We start from the raw sequence: 18635 nt of genomic DNA on the forward strand, positions 1-18635 counted from the left end.
CGTATTGCGCGGATCACGGGCCCGTCATGCAGCGAGGACATGGCGCTGGATCTTCGCACCGTGTTTCAGGCACCGACGACGGCGTCCGTTGCCGATCGTGTCAGCACATCCCCGGTCCTTTCGCCGACGCATCACGTAAGCGCGCCGCCGGTCGCTCACGTGGCGCCGCGCCTGTCGACCACGTCAGACGCATTGATTCCCTTAGCGCCACCGTCATCCGCTGCGCAGACGGTTGACGAGCCCCCAACGACGCAGGCCATTTCGACGCTCCCCGGCACCGATTCTGATGTCGGCACATCGGCGCCGCCTGTCAGCCGCTATAAGCTGGAGAGCAATATCCGATTTGCAGCGCGCCTGTATCTGACGCATCCGGAACTGACGCGAACACAGATTGGAGCGCTATCCGGTGCTACGCGATGGCAGATGGATAGTCATCCGGTGTTTCAAAAGACGCGCAATCAGTTGGCGGCCATCCGTAACGCCTTTCCGCGTCTTCCGAAAGAGAGCGCGCAGGCGCACGCCAATCGCATCAGTGCGAACCACGCCGACCTGACCTGCGAAGCACTCGCCCATCTGGTCGGTTGCAGTATCCACTCGTTGAGATATCGCTTTCCCAAGCTCGTCTCGCAGAGCAGGCCGCCATCGATCGCAGCGATTCCCCCCAAAAAGGAAGGCGAGAGCTATCGTGAACACGCCTTTCGCATCTTGACGGCCAATCCCCACATCCCACTCGCCCGACTCGCGAAGCTTGTCGGAACGCATGAGGCAAATCTCCGCAGCGACCCAAGATACTTCACGCTCACCCCCGAGTTGCAAAAAGTGCTCACGACAACGCCACGTCAACCCTACGAGACGAAATCCGATCACGCGCGTCAACTGCGTCTAAAGCATCCGACCCTTACCCCCACGCAGATCGCGAAGCTCACGGGACTGGACGTCAGTAACGTGTGCGGCATCATCAGGCGTTCAACGGCCCCATATGAGCGGAGCGGGCGAGGTCACCCCGCCCGGGCCACGCTGACCTTACCCGGCAGCGCACCAACACCCTCGCCTGTCCGGCACCTTCACTCTCCACTGTATCCGGGCAGCGCCAACGCACATATCGAATACGCCGTGCCCGTCAGAACACCACCAACCGATCCACAAGCTGCGCCATGCGCGAGTTCGACGCCGACCATGACTCCACCGTCGACGAGCGCCCATCGAAATACACCGTGTTGATGACAGAGCCGTTCTGGCTGAGGGTGAGCGTCGCGTAGGCCAGGTATTCGCTGGGCGCGTTGCCCCACAAGGAATTACGCCACGCGCGACGCACGTTGTAATTGAGCACGACGCAGCCCGTGGGCCATGTGCCCGGACTGTAGATCGTGCTCACGATGCCGTATGCCCGCAACCGTCCCTGAATCGCCGGCAACAGATCGGAGATGCCGTCCGACGGCAGTTCGATGCACATGTTGTGCGAGAGTAATTCCGGCGCGGCCGCCTGCGTCGGCGGGGAGATCGACGGCAACTGGTCCGAGAGCACCACGCCCGTCGAGACCATCGTGGCGGCCACCTGCGCGGCGATTACCGGGGCCGGGGTGGCAAAAAGGCAGCCGCCCAGGGTCACGCTGGCCACAGCCGCCAGCGCCAGCACCATCGCGAGGCGCTTCATCAGAATGGCGAAACGTCGAGCAGAATCGATTGCAACCAGCCGCCGTTGCTGCCATCGGCAGCCTGACCCGCATCCACGCGCGCCACTTTGGCCTGCCCGACCTTGCTCGACGCCACCACGTTGGCCGGCGAGATGTCGAACTTGTTGACCACCCCGGTGAAGCGGAACGTCTCCATGTTGCGGCCCTGCATGACCTGCTTTTCTCCACCGACGACGTAGGCCCCGTTAGGCAGCACCTCCACGATCGCCACGGCAATCGTGCCGGTCAGCGCCGAACTCGACGTGTTCGTGCCGTTGCCCTTGAAGCTGCTGGCCTGCTGGCCGATGTTGAACCAGCGCTCGAGCACCGAGTCGGCGCCGTCGGCCTTGGCGCTCTTGGCCGTCGCGCTCGCGCTTCGCGAGGTATCGCTCTGCGATTTGCTGCTGCCGGTCGAGTTCTCCGACACCGCAATCGTCAGCAGATCGCCGACACGGTGCGCCACGGGCGTCTCGAACCAGTTCGTCGCCGTGGTCGGCTGGTAGATCGAGCCGGCCGTCTGGACGTTGGCCACACGCGGCATTGGCATGACGGCCATCGGCGTGGCCGTGACCTGCGTGCTGGCGCATCCCGAGAGGACGGCACTCGCGCCAAGGAGGCTCGCGATGGCCACGCACGTCGCCTGCCGCGCTCGCGCGCGGGTCACCCCGGTCATGACAGGGACGAGAACGGCACGCAGGCGCACGACACGCGCGAGCGAGCGCGCAAGGATCGACGGTTTCGACATGGTGAGGCGCCCCCGCGCCGGTCCCGGATGCCGTATCCGGATGTCTTTCGAAAGAGAGGAACGATGAGCGGCCCGACGCACAGCGGCACGAAGCGTCGGAGGAGAACGGCTCGGCGGCCAGTCTCGTGATGGATAGTAAGAACCGGGCGTGCAGCCACTGCGCACAAATAGAGGAAAATTTGTGGAGGCACGACGCGCCGGGCTCCGAAGCTGAGAGAATGGCGCGCCGACCTTGGCAGGGGCGTCCGCGCCCGCCAGATCAGCCCCGTTTCCCCTGTCGTTACCCGCGCGTCCGGCCCGGCTGTCCGGCGTTGCACTTAGCGAGACTTAACGAGACTCACCGAACGCATGAACTCAGGCATCACCCGCAAGCTGTTCCTCGCGATCTTCGCGACGGGTCTGGTCACGATGGCGGCCACGACGGTCGTCGTGCGCGCCGCCATGACCGGCCACGGCTGGCTGCGCGGCGACAACCTGATGTATCTGACGATTCTCGGCATCGCACTGCTCGGCGCCATTGCGTTGCGCGTGGCGCAACGTCTGCTCGTGCCCGTCACACCGTTACTGGAAGCCACCCACCGTATGGCGATGGGCGATTACAGCGTGCGTGCACCCACGGCCGGCGCAGACGAACTCGCCCGGCTGGCCGTCGACCTGAACCGTCTGTCCGACACGCTCGCGCGCAACGATCAGGTGCGCCGCAACCTGCTCGCCGACATCTCCCACGAATTGCGCACGCCGCTCTCGATTCTGCGCGGCGAGATCGAAGCGATGGAAGATGGCGTGCGCCCGCTCACGCAGGACGCCCTGGCGTCGCTACGCGTCGAAATTTCTCAACTGTCCAAGCTGATCGACGATCTCTACGAACTCTCGCTCTCTGACGTGGGCGCGCTGACCTACGAGTTCGCGCCAGTGGATATGACAGAGCGCGTGGCGACGTCGGTGGCCGCCTTCCGCGACTGGTTCGAGGCCAAGGGCATCGGACTGAACGTGCACCTTCCCGACGACACGCTTTTCGTGGACGGCGATCTGCACCGTCTCACGCAACTCATCGGCAACCTGTTTGAGAATTCGTTGCGCTATACCGACGGCGGCGGCGCAGTGCGTGTCTATTTGTCGTCGACGCAGGCACAGTTGCGGCTGGAGATCGAAGACTCCGCGCCCGGCGTGCCCGACGATGCGCTGCCCCGTCTGTTCGAACGGCTGTTCCGCGTGGAAGCGTCGCGCAGCCGACGCAGCGGCGGCGCCGGTCTGGGGCTGGCGCTGTGCAAGCACATCGTCGAAGCGCACGGCGGCCAGATCGTCGCGCGGCACTCGCCCCTGGGGGGCCTGGCGCTGTCGATCACGTTGCCGCGTCATCACGACGCGGCCATCCCTACCCCTTCATCGACCTGCGCACTGAGCGCGGTCTCGAGCTGTTTCAGTACCCAAGCCCTGACGACCCTGACGACTTTGAGTTAAGCCTGCCCTCCATCGATCCCTATGCAGAGCCTTACGCACACGCAGCCCGTTACGTCCCCGGCGGTCGCATCCGGGCCGGTATCCCTGTCGTCGACGGCGTCGCCCATCGCCGCACCCATGACGTCGATCACGTCGATGACGTCGGCGCCGCCCGCGACGGCACTGGCCGACAGCGCGCCGATCCTGATCGTCGAAGACGAGCCGAAGCTCGCCGCGCTGCTCGCCGAGTACCTGCGCGTGGCAGGCATGCCCTGCCGCATTCTCACCGACGGACGCGACGTGCTGCCCGCGGTGCGCGTGACGCAGCCGCGCCTCGTGCTGCTCGATCTGATGCTGCCGGGTATGGATGGCCTCGAAGTGTGCCGCGCAGTGCGCGAAGTCTCCGAAGTGCCGATCGTGATGCTGACCGCACGCGCTGCGGAGACGGATCGTCTGCTGGGTCTGGAGCTCGGTGCCGACGATTACATCTGCAAGCCGTTCAGCCCTCGCGAGGTGGTCGCGCGCGTCAAGGCCATTCTGCGACGCGTGCGGGGTACCGCCGCGCCGGTGGCCACGACCGCCAACACCGCAGTTGCCCCGCAAACGCCAGCGCTGGTGATCGACGCCGTGCGTCACCACGCGAAACTCGACGGTCACGAGCTGCCGCTCACGCCGGTCGAACTGCGCCTGCTCGCCACGCTGGCCAGCCATCCCGACAAGACCTTCCCGCGCGCGCATCTGCTCGACCGGATGTACGACGATCACCGTGTGGTCGCGGATCGCACCGTCGACAGCCATATCAAGAACCTGCGGCGAAAGTTGCAGGCGATCCGGCCCGACGAGGAGATCGTGCGCTCGATCTACGGCGTGGGCTATCGGCTGGAGTTGCGCACGGATCGTCCGGGCACGGCGATGCCGGCCACGCGGCAAGTCGCCGCGGCTATCGACAATCCGGCAGCGGCGATGCCAGAATAGGCGCACCCGCGCCACAGCGGGGATCCATTGAGGAGAATGTCGATGCCACGCCGCACCGCCACGCCACCCCCGATGTTCCCGATGTCCCCGAGCCGCCGCTCACAGCTCACGCACTTCAGATCTCTGCTCAACGCCACCGTCGCAAGCGCACTTCTCGGCGCCAGCGGCTTCGCCATGGCGCAAACCCCGGTGTGCTTCGACAGCGTCGGTCGCGCCCTTCCTACCGAACAATGCTCGCAAGCCGCCCGCGATCAGGCCGCCGCACAACAGGCGACCGCCAGCGCGGCGGAGCCCTCGAAGCGCGAGCATTGCAAGGCGCTCGCCGACAAGATCGCCAGCACACCTGACAAACCCGTTTACAAGCGCGATCAACGTGTCGATTCGCCCGCAGGCAATCGCGTCGACATTCCTACACGCACGAACCCGCGCAAAGCGCTCAAGGAGCAATACATGCGCGAGTGCACGTAGGCGGATGCCTACAATTTGACGAAAGATAGCGGCAAGTTAACGAAATTTATCTCGCTATTTTCTTGACAATACCGATAGAGACCGCATAATCGACGTCACGCCGATGCGAAGTCGTCCGCGCTCGCGACCCCGCGAAATCGCGAAGTGAACGACACGCTACGCCCTCTGGCCGGTCGATCAGGAAGCCGTCGCCGATGTCGCAACATCGACATCGCGCGTTGCCACCCGCAATCACCGGCATCCATCGGATGCCGAACGACCGTCCTCAGCATTCGCTTCATGGTCCGCTTCATTGTCCGTTTAGCTGCCGCTGGTCCCCGCCTCCTCAGAGGCGATCTCATCGGCCTGACGTTTTATCCGCATCCACACCGTTCGCCGTATGGCAGCAATATCGCTGCACTCGGCACACGCTTTCCGGAGGGAGAAAATGCAAAAACGCGAATTCCTGATGAAAACTTCCGTCGCTGTTGCCGCTGCCGCCTTCGCGCTGGCCGGTTGCACGACGACGACCCCGTCGCAAGCCGACAAGAGCGACAATTCCGCAGGCGCCAATGTCAACAAGCGTCGTGAGATCGACGCCGCCGTGAATGGGGCGCTCGACAAGATGTATGCGTCCGTAAAGGGCTCGCGCGAACTGGTCAGCAAGGCGCGCGGCGTGCTCGTGTTCCCGTCGGTGCTGCAAGCCGGCTTCGTGGTGGGAGGCGAGTACGGCGAAGGCGCGCTGCGCGTGGGCGGCGCCACGCAGGGCTACTACAACACCGTGACCGCGTCGTTCGGTTTGCAGATCGGCGCTCAGTCGAAGGCCGTGATCTTCCTGTTCATGACGCAGGACGCGCTCGACAAATTCCAGCGCACGGATGGCTGGACGGCCGGGGCCGACGCTTCGGTCGCCGTGGTCAAGATCGGTGCGAACGGCGCTGTCGACCTGAATACCGCCACCTCGCCGGTGGAAGTGATCGTGATGACCAACGCCGGTCTGATGGCCAACCTGAATATCGAAGGCACGAAGGTCACGAAGCTCAAGATCTGACGCCCGCGCAGTACCGTCGTCTCCAAAGGACAAGCGGCGCCTCCCTCAACAGGAGGCGCCGCTTTGTTTTTGCCGCAACAGGGGGCCGACGCGATGCCTCGGCCATCCCGTTCACGCCGATCGTCACTCGTTCGAGAAGGCCGCCGGACGCCACTTCAACAATCGCTTCTCCAGCGACGTCAGCAGCCAGTCGGCCCCGAGCGCCACCACGGCCAGCACGATCATCGCAGCGAACACGCCGCTCGCGTTGAACGCGCCCTGCGCGGTCGAGATCAGCAGACCGATGCCCTGCTTCGAGCCGAGGAATTCACCGACCACGGCCCCCACCAGCGCGAAGCCGAAGCTCACGTGCAAGCTCGCGAGAATCCACGACAGCGCCGACGGAATCACCACCGACATCGTCACCTGACGGCGCGACGCCCCGAGAATCTGTGCATTCGCGATCATGTAGCGGTCCGCTTCACGCACGCCCTGGAACGCGTTGGCGAACACCACGAAGAACACCATCACCACGGCAAGCGCCACCTTCGACGCCATACCCAGACCGAACGCGATCACGAAGATGGAGCCCAGCACCACGCGCGGAATCGAGTTGGCGATCTGGATGTAAAGACTGAAGACATCCGAGAGCAGCTTGTTACGGCCGAGCACGATGCCGCAGATCACCCCGGCCACCCCACCGATCAGGAAGCCCAGCACCGTTTCTTCGAGCGTGACGAGCACCTGCGTCCACAACGGTCCTTGCGACGTCCCCTCGACACACCAGTCATAGATCTGCTGAACGATCAGCGTCGGCTGCGAGAAAAAGAACGGATCGATCCAGCCCACGCGTGCGGCCACTTCCCAGCCGCCGAGCCCGATCACCAGAATCGCCACGCGCAGGAATACCACCAGCGCCCGACGTTGTTTGATGCGGCGTTGCGCCGCCGCTTCCTCGCGTGCGAGATCGGCGTCGCCAATGCCCGCCATGCCTGCCACCACGGCCTGTTCACTCATGTTCATCTCCAAGGTTCAACCGATCTTCACTTCTTCACGCAGGTCCGCCCAGATTTCGCGGGAGATGTCGATGAAGCGCTGTTCGTAGCGAATCTCGGACATCACGCGCGGACGCGGCAGATCGATCGTGTACGTGTTCTTCAACGTGGCCGGGCGCGCCGTGAGCACGAACACCCGGTCGGCCAGCGCAATCGCTTCTTCGAGATCGTGGGTGACGAACACCACCGAGCCCGACGTCGACGACCACAGTTGCAGCAGCTCGTCCTGCATGAGCGTGCGGGTCTGCATGTCGAGCGCGGAGAACGGCTCGTCCATCAGCAGGATTTCAGGGTTGTTGATGAACGTCTGCGCGAGCGCCACGCGCTTGCGCATGCCGCCCGAGAGCTGGTGCGGATAGTGGCTGCCGAACTTGTCGAGCCCCACACGCTTGATCCATTCGTCGGCCTGCGCATAGGCGGCGTCTTTCGACTGACCGCGAAACAGCGGACCGGCGGCGACGTTCTCGCGCACGCTGCGCCACGGGAAGACGGCGTCGTTCTGGAAGACGAAGCCGATGCGCGGGTCGATGCCGTTGACCGGCTGCCCCATGACACGCACGCTGCCGGCGGTCGGACGCAGCAGCCCGGTGATCATCGACAGCGTGGTCGACTTGCCGCAACCGGTCGGCCCGACGATGGCGACGAACTCGCCACGCGCGACCGACATGCTGAAATTGCGCAGCGCGACGGTGGCTTTACCGTCCGGCGAAATGAAGCGGCACGACACATTGTCGAATTCGATGGCGGGCGTATCACGCGACACGGCGCTTGCTGCGCGTGCCGGTGCCGTGGGGGTAATGGTCTGGGTCATGCCCGGCTCCTGGGTGACGTCGGAACGGTCGTTACGGTTTCTTGAGGCGACACGCTCCCGCACACCGGACAGTCGTCGGGTGCGGGCAGCGTCGCGTCGTACTTGGCTTAGGGACGGATCAAGGGCTGCGCGTCGTGGGGACCGCGCGCCGGTACTACAGGGTCAACTGGATCATCCGGGTCGCGGCGCAGGCGAATCACTTCACCTGATCGACGAACTCGTTGGTGTACGTCTTCGACAGATCGATGTGCTTGCCCTTCACGTTCGGGTTGAACGCGGCGAGCACCTTGAGCACGGTCTCCGGACCGTCCTTCGGCATGCGGCCGTCCGGCGAGTACATCGGCAGCGAGTTCTGCAACGCCTGCACGTACAGCGCCTTGTTGCTGCCGTAGTAATCCTTCGGCATCTTCTCGGTGATTTCGGCTGCCGAATGCGTGTTGATGTACTTGAGCGTCTTCACGAAAGCGCGGGCAAGCTTCGCGGCTTCCGGCTTGTGCTTGTCGAGCCACGCGCGTTGCACGTACAGGCTCGACGCCGGGTAAGCGCCGCCGAGCGCGGCCACCGTGCCTTCCATCGTGCGCATGTCGACGAGCACCGCAGCGTCGCCCGTCTTGATCAGTTGCGATGCGGTCGGCTCGGTGGTCATGCCGGCGTCGATGCGGTTCTGCTTGATGGCGGCGATGAACGTGTTGTCCGCCCCGACCGGCAGCACCGAGTACTGCGCCGAGGTCAGGCCGTGCTTGGCCGCCAGATACTGCGTGAGGAAGTTCGTCGACGAGCCCAGCCCCGTCACGCCAAGGGTCTTGCCCTTCACGTCGGCCATGCTCTTGATGGTGTCTTTGCTCTTGGCATTGACCAGTTCGACCTCACCCGGCACCTGACCGAAGACGACGATCGACTGAATCTCCTTGCCCTTGCTCTGCAAGTCGATGGAGTGGTCGTAGAAGCCGACCACGGCCTGTACGGCGCCGGCGAGCAGTTCGTTCTCGGCGTCGACACCGGCGGGCTGCGACAACAGTTCGACGTTCAGCCCTTCTTCCTTGAAGTAGCCCAGTTGCTCGGCAAGCTTGGCCGGTAGATAGATCATCTTCGTGATGCCGCCCACCATGATCGTGATCTTGCCGTTATCGGCGGCGAAACCCGGCGCAGCGGCCAGCGCCAGCGACGCGCCGACGACAGCGGCCAGAAGGGGTTTCACGAAGGCTTTCGGCGCACGCACGCCAAGGCTTGCTCGCATTGTGGTGTCTCCATCGTTTTAGGGATAATGGCTCGAGCTGCCGTTGGCGGCGCCGGCCGGCCTGACGTGAGCGATACACGCGGCCCGGGCAGCGGTCCATGGTGTTGGGTACGGTTTCCTCTGCCTTGCCACGAATTGTAGAAAAGCGAAGCTTTCATCAAGCTTTCGCGACATGCAGGTTTTGATCCCCCGCTCATGGGTGTTTACCCGCTGTTGGCGCGCTCACTGTTGGCGCGCTTGCATTACGCGGGCACACTCGCCGTCGCATTCTGCTTTCCCGCTATGAAACTGCTGCTGATCGAAGACAACGAGACTCTGGCCCACTGGCTCGCCCGCATGCTGCGCGACGACAACTTCACCGTCGATGCCGCGCGCGACGGCGACGCTGCCGATCGTCTGCTGCAAACGGAAACGTACGACGTGGTGCTGCTCGATCTCATGCTGCCCAAGCTCGGCGGCAAACATGTGCTGCGACGGCTGCGCGAGCGGCGCAACAACGTGCCCGTCATCATCCTGACGGCCAGCGGCTCGGTCGACGAGAAGGTCGACTGCCTGGGCGCCGGGGCCGATGACTACCTCGTGAAACCCTTCGAGGTGCGCGAGCTGATCGCGCGGGTCAAGGCGCTCGCACGGCGTCACGCGCCCGAACAGAGCGCCGACCTCGTCTGCGCCGATCTGAGCTATCACACGGGCACGCGACAGTTCACGATCGGCGGCGCGCCGCTGGCGCTGCCGTCGCGCGAACACGCGGTGCTTGAAATCCTGATGCGCAAGCAGGGCAAGACCGTGGCCAAGAGCGCGCTGGTCGACGGCGTCTTCGGCCTCGACGACGAACCGAGCGCCGATGCCATCGAAATCTACATCCATCGTCTTCGCAAGAAACTCGAACCGAGCCGGGCCGCGATCATGACCCTGCGCGGACTCGGGTATCTGCTGCGCGAGAAAGATGCTTAGCCTTCGCGTCAGGTTGCTGATGTGGCTGATGCTGCCGCTCTCGCTGTATATCGGCGCGAGCGCGTGGCTGGCCTACCGGAGCGCCCACGACACGGCGGAACTCGTTCAGGACCGGGCGTTGCTCACGTCCGCGCAGGTGATCGCCGGCGAACTCGCCTGGGTGGACGGCGCGTTGCGCGCGGTCGTGCCGCCTTCGGCGCTGGAGCTGTTCGCATCGCCGGCGCGCGACCGGGTGTTCTATCAGGTCATTACCGAAGACGGCCGGCTGCTGGCCGGCCCGCCCGACTTCCCGCATCCGCCGCTCTTTCCGGCGATAGTGCCGACTTATTCGAACGTGACAGTGAATGGAGAGCCGCTGCGCGCGATCAGTTTCGTGCGTACGATGTATGACTCGGGCAAGCCGCATCGGGTCGCGGTGATCGTCGCGGAGACGATGCATGCCCGAGACGAGATGCTCGCGCAGTTGTGGGAGCCGTCGCTGCACCGGCAGATCGCCATGGCAGCGCTGGCCGCAGTGTTGGTGCTCATTGGACTTACGGTCGAGCTGCATCCGCTCATCCGACTCAAGGACGAAGTCGCCGGACGCGCGCCGCAGGAGCTGGTGCCGATTCGCGCGGGACAGTTGCAGACCGAGTTGCGGCCCATCGTCGACGCCATCAACCTGTGTATTCAACGGTTGTCGGTGCAGGCGCAGCAACAGCGACGTTTCGTGGCGGATGCGGCGCATCAGTTGCGCACGCCGCTCACGCTGCTCGACACGCAGTTGCAGTTCGCCGCGCAGCTCGACGACCGTGCCGCGCTGGCCGACGTGCTCGCGGCCATGCAGACGAGCAGCCGGGGGCTGGCCGATCTGACGAACAAGTTGTTGCTGCTCTCGCAGGCCGAGGCAGCGGACACCCCGGCGTTCTCGCGCTCGCGCGTGGATCTGGTGGCCGTAGCGGCCGGGGTGCTGGAAGAACTCGTTGCGCTGGCGCAGCGACGCGATATCGATCTGGGACTGGAAACCACCGAGGCGCACGTGTGGGTGGCGGGCAATGGCGAATTGTTTCATGCGATGGTCATGAATCTTGTCGACAATGCGATCCGCTATATCCACGAGGGTGGACGCGTGACGGTTGCTATCGATCGTCACGACAGCACTGCCCGCCTGCGCGTCATCGACGACGGGCCCGGCATTCAGGCCGAGGCGCGTGCGCGCGTGTTCGAACGCTTCTATCGCAACGCGCCGCCCGGTCAGCCCGGCACGGGTCTGGGACTGGCCATCGTGAAGGAGATCGTGGCGGCCAGTCATGGCACGGTCACGCTCGCGCCGGGTGACAGTGAGACCGGTGGCCCCGGACTCATCGTCACCGTGACGCTCCCCGTAGATTCGGAGACCGAAAGCAACGTCTCATCGGGCACGTCACGAGAAGCAGTTCACCGATGAAGCGCGTGGTATACCCGCGCTCTCGTCTGAAAGAAAATAACAATCGTATGAAATAACGCCGTGGATTCAGGCGTTATGACCGTTTTGGACCGAGAATGTCGTTTGAAACATACGCTCGACTGGATGCGCTAGGACAAACCCTGATATATTCGGGGTCTTCATAGAAATCCCCTCAAGCAAGCGAAAACTTCTTGATCCAAATCAAATAGTTACGCATCTCTGTCAACCATGCGGGTACCCGCCGCGTGTAATTGTGACGAAATGTAAAGTTTGTTAAATTGAATCTGGGTCTCGCCGCGTGGGTTGCGGCACGGGACTTTTTCTCTCAGGGATTTGCCTCCATGCCGTTTCTCGTCGATCCTGCCGCACAGGCTGCGAGACGTCGCGTGTCGCTTGACGACGCGCTGCATACGCGCGCCACGACGCCGCAGACATCGGTCATGGATCAGCCCGCCGCCTGCGAAGGTGCGCTCCCGGCAGAGCCCGCCTCGCGCGCCGCACGTGCGCCCGCCAAGACTTCGCCCCGGCCGCTCGCCCAATCGGTGGCCCGCAAGATCGACGCGGCCCGCGAAGCCGAGCGCACGCGTCTCGCGCAGGAAGTGCACGACGGCCTCGGCGCGCATCTCACCGCATTGCAGATGGTCGTGGCACGACTGGCGACCCGCGCGCCGGCCGACGCCGCCGAATGGCAATCCTTCTGCACCCAGATTCAGCATGTCGCCAATGCCGCACAGGATGCCGCCGACGAACTCGTCGGCCGCAACCGCCCGCCCGCGCTCGACGCGGGCCTCGTCGTCTCGCTGCGCGCCTGGTTGCGCAGCTTCGGCGAGCAAAGCGGTCTCACGTGCATCTGGCGTTGCGAAGACGTGACGCGCGAGCGCGTCGCGAACCTCACACCCGACGCGGTGCTCGCTTTGTACCGCATCGCACAGGAAGCGCTGACCAACGTCGCCCGCCATGCCCGCGCCACGCGCGTGGTGGTGGCGCTCGATGGCAGCCACCGTTCACTCAAACTCACGATTTCCGACGACGGTTGCGGGCTCGCTCGCGGCGCGCGTCGCAAGCAGGGACATTTCGGATTGGTTGGCATGCGCGAGCGCTGCACGGCGCTCGGCGGCATGCTCCGTATCGGCAGTGTTCAAGGATCGGGGACGCTCGTGAGCGCACGACTTCCCTGGCATCAGATCCTGCCTGCCCCGACCGGCCAGCACGGCCCGGAATCGCTTGCTCTTCTTGGATACGCATCATGACGCTTAGAGTGCTCATCGTCGACGACCACGCCATCGTGCGCCAGGGCGTCCGGCAATTGCTCTCCGATAGCGGCAGCATCGCCGTCATCGGTGAAGCCGACTGCGGCGCAGAAGCGCTGGAGATGACCGACGCAGCCCAGTGGGACATCGTCCTGCTCGACATCTCGCTGCCCGACACGAACGGTCTGGAGATTCTCAAGACCTTGCGGCGCAAACACCCGCGCCTGCCGATCATGATCTTCAGCATGTACGGCGAAGGTCAGTTTGCCCTGCGCGCCCTCAAGGCCGGCGCCGCCGGTTACCTGAGCAAGCGCTCGAACGCCCAGCAACTGGTCTCGGCCGTTCGTCAGGTGGCGGCAGGTCGCAAGTACGTGAGCCCGATGGTCGCCGAGACGCTCGCCGACTATCTCGGCCCGGACGCCGATCAGCCGCCGCACGAACGCCTGTCCGACCGCGAATACCAGACGCTGTGCATGATCGGCTCGGGCAAACGCCTGACCGACATTGCCAACGCCTTGTCGCTCTCTGTCAAGACGGTGAGCGTGTATCGCACGCGCCTGCTGGAAAAGATGCGCCTGAACAACAACGCCGAGCTGACGTATTACGTCATGCAACACGGTCTGGTCAGCGCCGAGATGGGTCCGGTCTGCGCCTGAGCGTCTGAACGCTCACGGCACGGCATCACCACATTTCCTGCCAGATTCCCCCGGGGATCATCAGAACTAAGTGCTCACTTCGTGGCCCGCCGATGCGGGCCACTTGCATTTCGCTCACCGCTCACCGCGCTTGCGAAGAATTTTCACAGCATCGAAAAAATATTTTCGACGCCAGCCGACGGGCGTCGCGGCTTGAGAATTCTGCGCCGTCCGACCGGGCGCGATGACGACGCCCTGACCTCTCAGAGCCTTACAGGACAAGAATAGGCGGTAGATTGCCCCTTTCCTTGACGGATCAATCGTGGAGGAATTTCGTAGACTGGCCCGATAGCGTTTTTCCGACATCGACCTGCCAAGTCGAAGGGGGCGGTCGAAGCATTTTGCAAAACCACCCTAAATTTTCCCAAAGGGCGTCCGATATCCCCTACAACGGCGGCTTTCGGCGATTGGCTGGTGAGCCAAAGTTACGGCGCTTAAGCCGGAGCCAAAAAATTTTGGGAAAGGAGTGGCTAAATGTCATCTGTCATCAATACCAACATCTTCTCGACGATTGCCCAGCGTAACCTGAGCACGTCGCAGTCCAGCCTGCAAACGTCGATCACGCGTCTGTCGTCGGGTCTGCGCATCAACAGCGCCGCTGACGATGCCGCCGGTCTGGCCATTACCGACCGTATGACGTCGCAGATCAACGGTCTGACGCAAGCACAGCGCAACGCCAACGACGGCATCTCGCTGGTGCAGACCGCTGCTGGCGGCCTGTCGTCGATCTCGGACAACCTGCAACGTATCCGTACGCTCGCAGTGCAAGCCACGAACGCCACGAACTCGGCGTCGGACCGTGCTGCTATCGACCAGGAAGTTCAGCAACGTCTGTCGGAAATCACCCGTACGGCGCAGCAAACCCAGTTCAACGGTCTGTCGGTGCTCAACGGCTCGATGGGTACGGCGAACTTCCAGGTTGGCGCCAACGCCGGCCAGAACATCTCGGTCAGCCTGACGCAGAACATGTCGGCCAGCTCGATCGGTGGCGTTGCCCTGGCAACGGCGACGACGGCTGCCAAGTTCGGCTCGATCACGCTCGACGCTGCCAACACGATCTCGGTCGGTGGCACGGCAGTGGCAAGCGGCACGTACAACACGGCTGCCGACCTGGCCGCTGCGATCAACACCGCCGCTGGCACGAACATCGCCGCCGCCAACGCGACGACCGGTGAAATCGACTTCACGAACACGACCGCCGCCGCCATCAACATGACGACGACGGGTCTGACCGGCATCACCGTGCCGGCCACGCTGGCAGCAACGACGGGTACGGGTTCGTCGACGGGTGTGAAGACGGCCCTGTCGCCGCTGACCCTGTCGGGCACGGACCTGCAAATCAAGGCGGCCGGTGCGGCCACCGCGACGTCGATCACCGGCACGTTCAAGTCGGTTGGCGAACTGGCTGACGCCATCAGCGCCAGCGGCAGCGGCGTGACGGCATTCGTCGACTCGACCGGCAAGCTGAACCTGGTGTCGAGCCAGAACTTCACGGTGTCGGGCACGGCAGCGAAGCTGACCCAGATCGGTGTGGCAGCAGGCAGCTCGGCAGTCAGCGGCAGCCTCTCGACGGCTAACGCACTGACGGCTGACTCGGCAACGAAGCTGGTCGCGCAGATCGACGCCGCCATCGGCACGGCTGACTCGTTCAACGCAACGCTGGGCGCCATTCAGAACCGCTTCCAGTCCGCAGTGAGCAACCTGTCGGCCACGACGCAAAACCTGACCTCGGCACGTTCGGGCGTTCAGGACACGGACTACGCAGCGGAAACGGCCAACATGACCCGCTCGCAGATCCTGCAACAAGCCGGTATCTCGATGCTGTCGCAAGCCAACCAGCTGCCGCAACAAGTGCTCAAGCTCCTCCAGTAATAGCGGAGTAGTGCTTGGCACTCCCGGTGAGCGCAAGCTCGCCGGGTCGACGGCGGCGTCACTGCGAAACGGTGCCGCCGCCGCCTGTTTTACAGGCCATCGTGTTTTCCAGCGGGCCAGGTAGTAACGATCAATTCAACGGAGTGAGAGCAAATCATGGCAACTTCTAACGGACCGGGCACTATTTCCTCCCCTGGGATTGGGTCCGGGCTGGACGTCAATGCACTCGTCAAGAGTCTGATGACGCCTGCCACGAACAAGCTCACTCTGCTGCAAAACCAGGAAGCGGCGTACAACACGAAGCTTTCGGCCATCGGCCAGTTGCAATCGGCGCTCTCCGCCTTCCAGACGTCGCTCGGCACGCTCTCCAGCGCCGCCCAGTTCCTGCAAGTGGCGGCAGCGGTCGGCGACAACACGATTCTGCAAGCTACGGCGGACTCGACGGCGAACGTCAGTCAGTACAGCGTCAACGTCACGCAGTTGGCGCAGGCGCAAAGCCTGACCACGACCGGGTTCTCGAGCCAGACGAGCACGATCGGCACGGGCGCATCGACCAAGGTGACGATTACCCTCGGCACGATCACGGGTGGCACCCTCACCGACGGCAAGTACACGGGCGCGAGCTTCGCAGCCAACGCGAGTTCCTCGCCGATCAACCTGACGATCAACAGCAGCAACAACTCGCTGACCGGCATTCGCGATGCGATCAACGCCCAGAACGGCGATGCCGTGGCAACGATCGTCAACGACGGCAGCGGCACGCCTTACCGTCTCGTGCTGACCTCGAAGACCACGGGTCAGAACATGAGCATGAAGATCGATGTGGCCGCCGGCGGCGACCCCACGGTCACCAACCTGCTCGCCAACGATCCGACCGGCACGCAGAACCTCACGCAAACGAGCGCGGCGCAGAACGCCAACCTGACCATCAACGGTCTGGCGGTCACCAGTGCGACGAACACCGTGACCAAGTCGGTCACCGGTGTCACGCTCACGCTCTCGAAGACCGGTTCGACCACGGTCACGACGAGCCGTAACACCTCGGCCGTCACCCAGGCCGTGCAGTCGTTCGCCACGGCTTACAACACGCTGCAAACGACGATCGGCAAGCTGACCGCGTTCGATTCGGCCGGTAACGGCGCGAACAACGGTCCGCTGATCGGCGACTCGACGGTTCAGCTCGTGCAGAACCGTCTGACCCAGATTCTCAACGGCAAGCTGCCGGGCGTCGGCTCGACGGGCCTCGCATCGCTGGCGCAGGTCGGCGTGGGCTTCAACAAGGACGGCACGCTCTCCGTCGACACGACGGCGCTGAACAAGGCGATGTCCTCGCCGAACGGCTTCAACGCGCTCGCCTCGTTGTTCGCGACCAACGGCCAGACGACGGACTCTCTGGTGAGCTTCACCAGTTCGTCGAACGCCACGCAGCCGGGCCAGTACGCCATCAACATCTCGCAGGCGGCCACGCAAGGCACGACGACCGGCGCGATCACGCTGGGCGCGACGACCACGATTGCCGCCGGCAGCAACGAACTCCAGGTCTCGCTCGACGGCAACATCGCCAGCGTGCTGATTCCGCCGGGCACCTACACGCAAGACAAGCTGGCGTCCGCCATTCAGGCTGCGATCAACGGCAACAGCAAGTTCACCACCGCCGAGTCCGGCGTTTCGGTCGCCTCGAACAACGGCATTCTGACGATCACGTCGAACCGTTACGGCTCGGCCTCGAAGGTCGTCGTCACGGGCGGCTCGGCGTACAACCAGCTGTTCAACGGCAACAACACGACGACGGGTAAAGACGTCGTGGGCACGATCGGCGGCTTTGGCGCGACCGGCAGCGGTCAGACCTTGACCGGCAATTCGGGCACGCCGGTCGAAGGGCTGAAGCTCACGGTCTCGGGCACCGCCACCGGCAGCCGCGGCAATATCGGTTTCTCGCAAGGCTTCGCCTCACTGCTCAACACGCAGGTCACGGATTTCCTGAGCGCCAAGGGCGCCGTCACCAGCGCGACGAACAACCTGAATTCCTCGATCAAGCAGATCAAGCAGCAGGAATCGGACTGGCAAGATCAGATGACGCAGATGCAGAACCGTTATCTGGCCCAGTTCACGGCACTGGACGCCACGATGGCCAAGCTGCAGAACACCAGTGACTATCTGAAGCAGGTGCTTGGCGGCGGCTCCTCGTCGTCGTCCTCGAAGTAAGCGGCGGAGACAGACATGTACGGTCAGAACGCCGCCAATGCGTATCGCAAGGTCGGGCTCGAAACCGGCGTCGTCGCCGCGAGCCCCCATCAGCTCATCGTGATGCTGTTCGATGGTGCCAAGGCTGCGCTCACCAAAGCTCGTATCCACTTCGAGGCCGGCCACATCGTCGAACGCGGCCAGGCCATCTCGAAAGCGATCGAGATCATCGGCGGACTGCGGGACGGATTGAATATGGAAGTCGGCGGGGAACTGTCGCGCAACTTGCGTGATCTCTACGACTACATGGGACGACGTCTGCTCGAAGCGAATCTCGAGAACGACGTCGCCAAGGTACAAGAAGTCGACACCCTGCTTGAGACGATTGCATCGGCCTGGCGAGCGATCGCGCCGAGCACCGGCACGGGTGCCCCCGCCGTTCAGGCGGGCACCGGAGTGCGCTATGAATGAAGCGACGACTTTGCTGAACTGCTACGAAAGTATTGCCGGCCTCACGGAGCGTATGCTCGGCGTGGCGCGCGACGGCGACTGGGACGCCCTCATCGACCTCGAGACGCAGTATCGTGCGCAGGTCGATTCGATCAAGCAGCTCGACGCCGATCTGCCGCTCTCGGAGGACGAGCGCTCGCGCAAGCATGCGATCATCCGCCGTATTCTGGCCGACGACGCCGCCATTCGCGATCTCGCGGTACCGCACCTGGCGCACCTCGACGCCATGATCAACAGCACGCGCCGTCAACGTGCCCTGCACGAAGTCTACGGCCTGAACCTGGGCGCCTGACGCGCGACGCGCGTCACGTCGTCCGCATCTCGGAGTAAG

General features: G+C 63.9%; 18 protein-coding genes. 13 read left to right on the top strand and 5 right to left on the bottom strand.

The window, feature by feature from the left end; genetic code table 11:
* Positions 1 to 39: 39 nt before the first annotated feature.
* Positions 40 to 1221, top strand: coding sequence for a hypothetical protein (locus C5N93_RS18705; RefSeq protein WP_242560475.1), 1182 nt, complete (start codon positions 40 to 42; stop codon positions 1219 to 1221).
* On the opposite strand, the gene C5N93_RS18710 is transcribed toward C5N93_RS18705, so the two are convergent.
* Together C5N93_RS18710 and C5N93_RS18715 are read right to left on the bottom strand one after the other, a co-directional pair.
* Complete coding sequence (locus C5N93_RS18710) at positions 1121 to 1654, bottom strand: hypothetical protein (RefSeq protein ID WP_069344521.1); 534 nt, start codon at positions 1652 to 1654, stop codon at positions 1121 to 1123. The two genes, C5N93_RS18705 and C5N93_RS18710, sit on opposite strands and share 101 nt — an antisense overlap.
* The gene (locus tag C5N93_RS18715; protein ID WP_242560476.1) at positions 1654 to 2418 is read right to left on the bottom strand and encodes a flagellar basal body L-ring protein FlgH; all 765 of its coding nucleotides are present in this window, start codon (positions 2416 to 2418) and stop codon (positions 1654 to 1656) included. The genes C5N93_RS18710 and C5N93_RS18715 overlap by 1 nt, the downstream gene beginning before the upstream one ends.
* 348 nt (positions 2419 to 2766) lie before the next feature.
* Here C5N93_RS18715 and C5N93_RS18720 point away from each other — a divergent pair, with 348 nt between their 5' ends.
* From C5N93_RS18720 to C5N93_RS18735, 4 genes are all read left to right on the top strand, one after another.
* Complete coding sequence (locus C5N93_RS18720; protein ID WP_242560477.1) at positions 2767 to 3879, top strand: ATP-binding protein; 1113 nt, start codon at positions 2767 to 2769, stop codon at positions 3877 to 3879.
* Between the two features lie 135 nt (positions 3880 to 4014).
* Positions 4015 to 4833 (top strand): response regulator, encoded by an 819-nt coding sequence (locus C5N93_RS18725; RefSeq protein ID WP_242560912.1) that lies wholly within the window; start codon positions 4015 to 4017, stop codon positions 4831 to 4833.
* Between the two features lie 42 nt (positions 4834 to 4875).
* Entirely contained in the window at positions 4876 to 5301 is a 426-nt protein-coding gene (locus C5N93_RS18730) for a hypothetical protein (protein ID WP_242560478.1), read from the top strand.
* Between the two features lie 427 nt (positions 5302 to 5728).
* A complete protein-coding gene (locus C5N93_RS18735) occupies positions 5729 to 6331 on the top strand; it encodes a YSC84-related protein (RefSeq protein ID WP_242560479.1) in 603 nt (200 codons plus the stop codon).
* 123 nt (positions 6332 to 6454) lie between these two features.
* On the opposite strand, the gene C5N93_RS18740 is transcribed toward C5N93_RS18735, so the two are convergent.
* The 3 genes from C5N93_RS18740 to C5N93_RS18750 form a co-directional block, all read right to left on the bottom strand.
* Positions 6455 to 7300, bottom strand: coding sequence for an ABC transporter permease (locus tag C5N93_RS18740; protein ID WP_139133387.1), 846 nt, complete (start codon positions 7298 to 7300; stop codon positions 6455 to 6457).
* Between the two features lie 42 nt (positions 7301 to 7342).
* Positions 7343 to 8176: an ABC transporter ATP-binding protein gene (locus tag C5N93_RS18745; RefSeq protein WP_069344515.1), complete on the bottom strand. Its 834-nt coding sequence runs from the start codon at positions 8174 to 8176 to the stop codon at positions 7343 to 7345.
* A gap of 196 nt (positions 8177 to 8372) precedes the next feature.
* Entirely contained in the window at positions 8373 to 9374 is a 1002-nt protein-coding gene (locus C5N93_RS18750) for an ABC transporter substrate-binding protein (RefSeq protein ID WP_069344622.1), read from the bottom strand.
* Positions 9375 to 9695: 321 nt separating this feature from the next.
* On the opposite strand from C5N93_RS18750, the gene C5N93_RS18755 reads away from it, so the two are divergent.
* From C5N93_RS18755 to C5N93_RS18790, 8 genes are all read left to right on the top strand, one after another.
* The gene (locus C5N93_RS18755; protein ID WP_242560480.1) at positions 9696 to 10367 is read left to right on the top strand and encodes a response regulator transcription factor; all 672 of its coding nucleotides are present in this window, start codon (positions 9696 to 9698) and stop codon (positions 10365 to 10367) included.
* The gene (locus C5N93_RS18760) at positions 10360 to 11793 is read left to right on the top strand and encodes a sensor histidine kinase (protein WP_242560481.1); all 1434 of its coding nucleotides are present in this window, start codon (positions 10360 to 10362) and stop codon (positions 11791 to 11793) included. The genes C5N93_RS18755 and C5N93_RS18760 overlap by 8 nt, the downstream gene beginning before the upstream one ends.
* Before the next feature lie 341 nt (positions 11794 to 12134).
* Positions 12135 to 13043, top strand: coding sequence for a sensor histidine kinase (locus tag C5N93_RS18765; RefSeq protein ID WP_242560482.1), 909 nt, complete (start codon positions 12135 to 12137; stop codon positions 13041 to 13043).
* Complete coding sequence (locus tag C5N93_RS18770) at positions 13040 to 13699, top strand: response regulator transcription factor (RefSeq protein WP_010807699.1); 660 nt, start codon at positions 13040 to 13042, stop codon at positions 13697 to 13699. The genes C5N93_RS18765 and C5N93_RS18770 overlap by 4 nt, the downstream gene beginning before the upstream one ends.
* A 513-nt stretch (positions 13700 to 14212) precedes the next feature.
* Positions 14213 to 15610: a flagellin gene (locus C5N93_RS18775; RefSeq protein WP_242560483.1), complete on the top strand. Its 1398-nt coding sequence runs from the start codon at positions 14213 to 14215 to the stop codon at positions 15608 to 15610.
* Positions 15611 to 15766: 156 nt separating this feature from the next.
* Positions 15767 to 17815 (top strand): flagellar filament capping protein FliD, encoded by a 2049-nt coding sequence (gene fliD / locus C5N93_RS18780; RefSeq protein WP_242560484.1) that lies wholly within the window; start codon positions 15767 to 15769, stop codon positions 17813 to 17815.
* A gap of 15 nt (positions 17816 to 17830) precedes the next feature.
* Positions 17831 to 18265, top strand: coding sequence for a flagellar export chaperone FliS (fliS, locus tag C5N93_RS18785; protein WP_069344511.1), 435 nt, complete (start codon positions 17831 to 17833; stop codon positions 18263 to 18265).
* Positions 18258 to 18596, top strand: coding sequence for a flagellar protein FliT (locus tag C5N93_RS18790; protein ID WP_242560485.1), 339 nt, complete (start codon positions 18258 to 18260; stop codon positions 18594 to 18596). Before fliS ends, C5N93_RS18790 begins: the two co-directional genes overlap by 8 nt.
* Positions 18597 to 18635: the final 39 nt, after the last annotated feature.

Origin of the sequence: Pandoraea sp. LA3, assembly GCF_022696215.1 — a bacterium.
In the GTDB taxonomy this organism is placed as follows: domain Bacteria; phylum Pseudomonadota; class Gammaproteobacteria; order Burkholderiales; family Burkholderiaceae; genus Pandoraea; species Pandoraea capi.

Coding starts and splice junctions, on each gene's coding strand:
- C5N93_RS18740 (WP_139133387.1), bottom strand. CDS start 7,300: ATGGCGGGCATTGGCGACGCCGATCTCGCACGCGAGGAAGCGGCGGCG.
- C5N93_RS18715 (WP_242560476.1), bottom strand. CDS start 2,418: ATGTCGAAACCGTCGATCCTTGCGCGCTCGCTCGCGCGTGTCGTGCGC.
- fliD (WP_242560484.1), top strand. CDS start 15,767: ATGGCAACTTCTAACGGACCGGGCACTATTTCCTCCCCTGGGATTGGG.
- C5N93_RS18790 (WP_242560485.1), top strand. CDS start 18,258: ATGAATGAAGCGACGACTTTGCTGAACTGCTACGAAAGTATTGCCGGC.
- C5N93_RS18735 (WP_242560479.1), top strand. CDS start 5,729: ATGCAAAAACGCGAATTCCTGATGAAAACTTCCGTCGCTGTTGCCGCT.
- C5N93_RS18770 (WP_010807699.1), top strand. CDS start 13,040: ATGACGCTTAGAGTGCTCATCGTCGACGACCACGCCATCGTGCGCCAG.
- fliS (WP_069344511.1), top strand. CDS start 17,831: ATGTACGGTCAGAACGCCGCCAATGCGTATCGCAAGGTCGGGCTCGAA.
- C5N93_RS18775 (WP_242560483.1), top strand. CDS start 14,213: ATGTCATCTGTCATCAATACCAACATCTTCTCGACGATTGCCCAGCGT.
- C5N93_RS18760 (WP_242560481.1), top strand. CDS start 10,360: ATGCTTAGCCTTCGCGTCAGGTTGCTGATGTGGCTGATGCTGCCGCTC.
- C5N93_RS18745 (WP_069344515.1), bottom strand. CDS start 8,176: ATGACCCAGACCATTACCCCCACGGCACCGGCACGCGCAGCAAGCGCC.
- C5N93_RS18725 (WP_242560912.1), top strand. CDS start 4,015: ATGACGTCGGCGCCGCCCGCGACGGCACTGGCCGACAGCGCGCCGATC.
- C5N93_RS18765 (WP_242560482.1), top strand. CDS start 12,135: ATGCCGTTTCTCGTCGATCCTGCCGCACAGGCTGCGAGACGTCGCGTG.
- C5N93_RS18755 (WP_242560480.1), top strand. CDS start 9,696: ATGAAACTGCTGCTGATCGAAGACAACGAGACTCTGGCCCACTGGCTC.
- C5N93_RS18710 (WP_069344521.1), bottom strand. CDS start 1,654: ATGAAGCGCCTCGCGATGGTGCTGGCGCTGGCGGCTGTGGCCAGCGTG.
- C5N93_RS18720 (WP_242560477.1), top strand. CDS start 2,767: ATGAACTCAGGCATCACCCGCAAGCTGTTCCTCGCGATCTTCGCGACG.
- C5N93_RS18705 (WP_242560475.1), top strand. CDS start 40: ATGGCGCTGGATCTTCGCACCGTGTTTCAGGCACCGACGACGGCGTCC.
- C5N93_RS18730 (WP_242560478.1), top strand. CDS start 4,876: ATGCCACGCCGCACCGCCACGCCACCCCCGATGTTCCCGATGTCCCCG.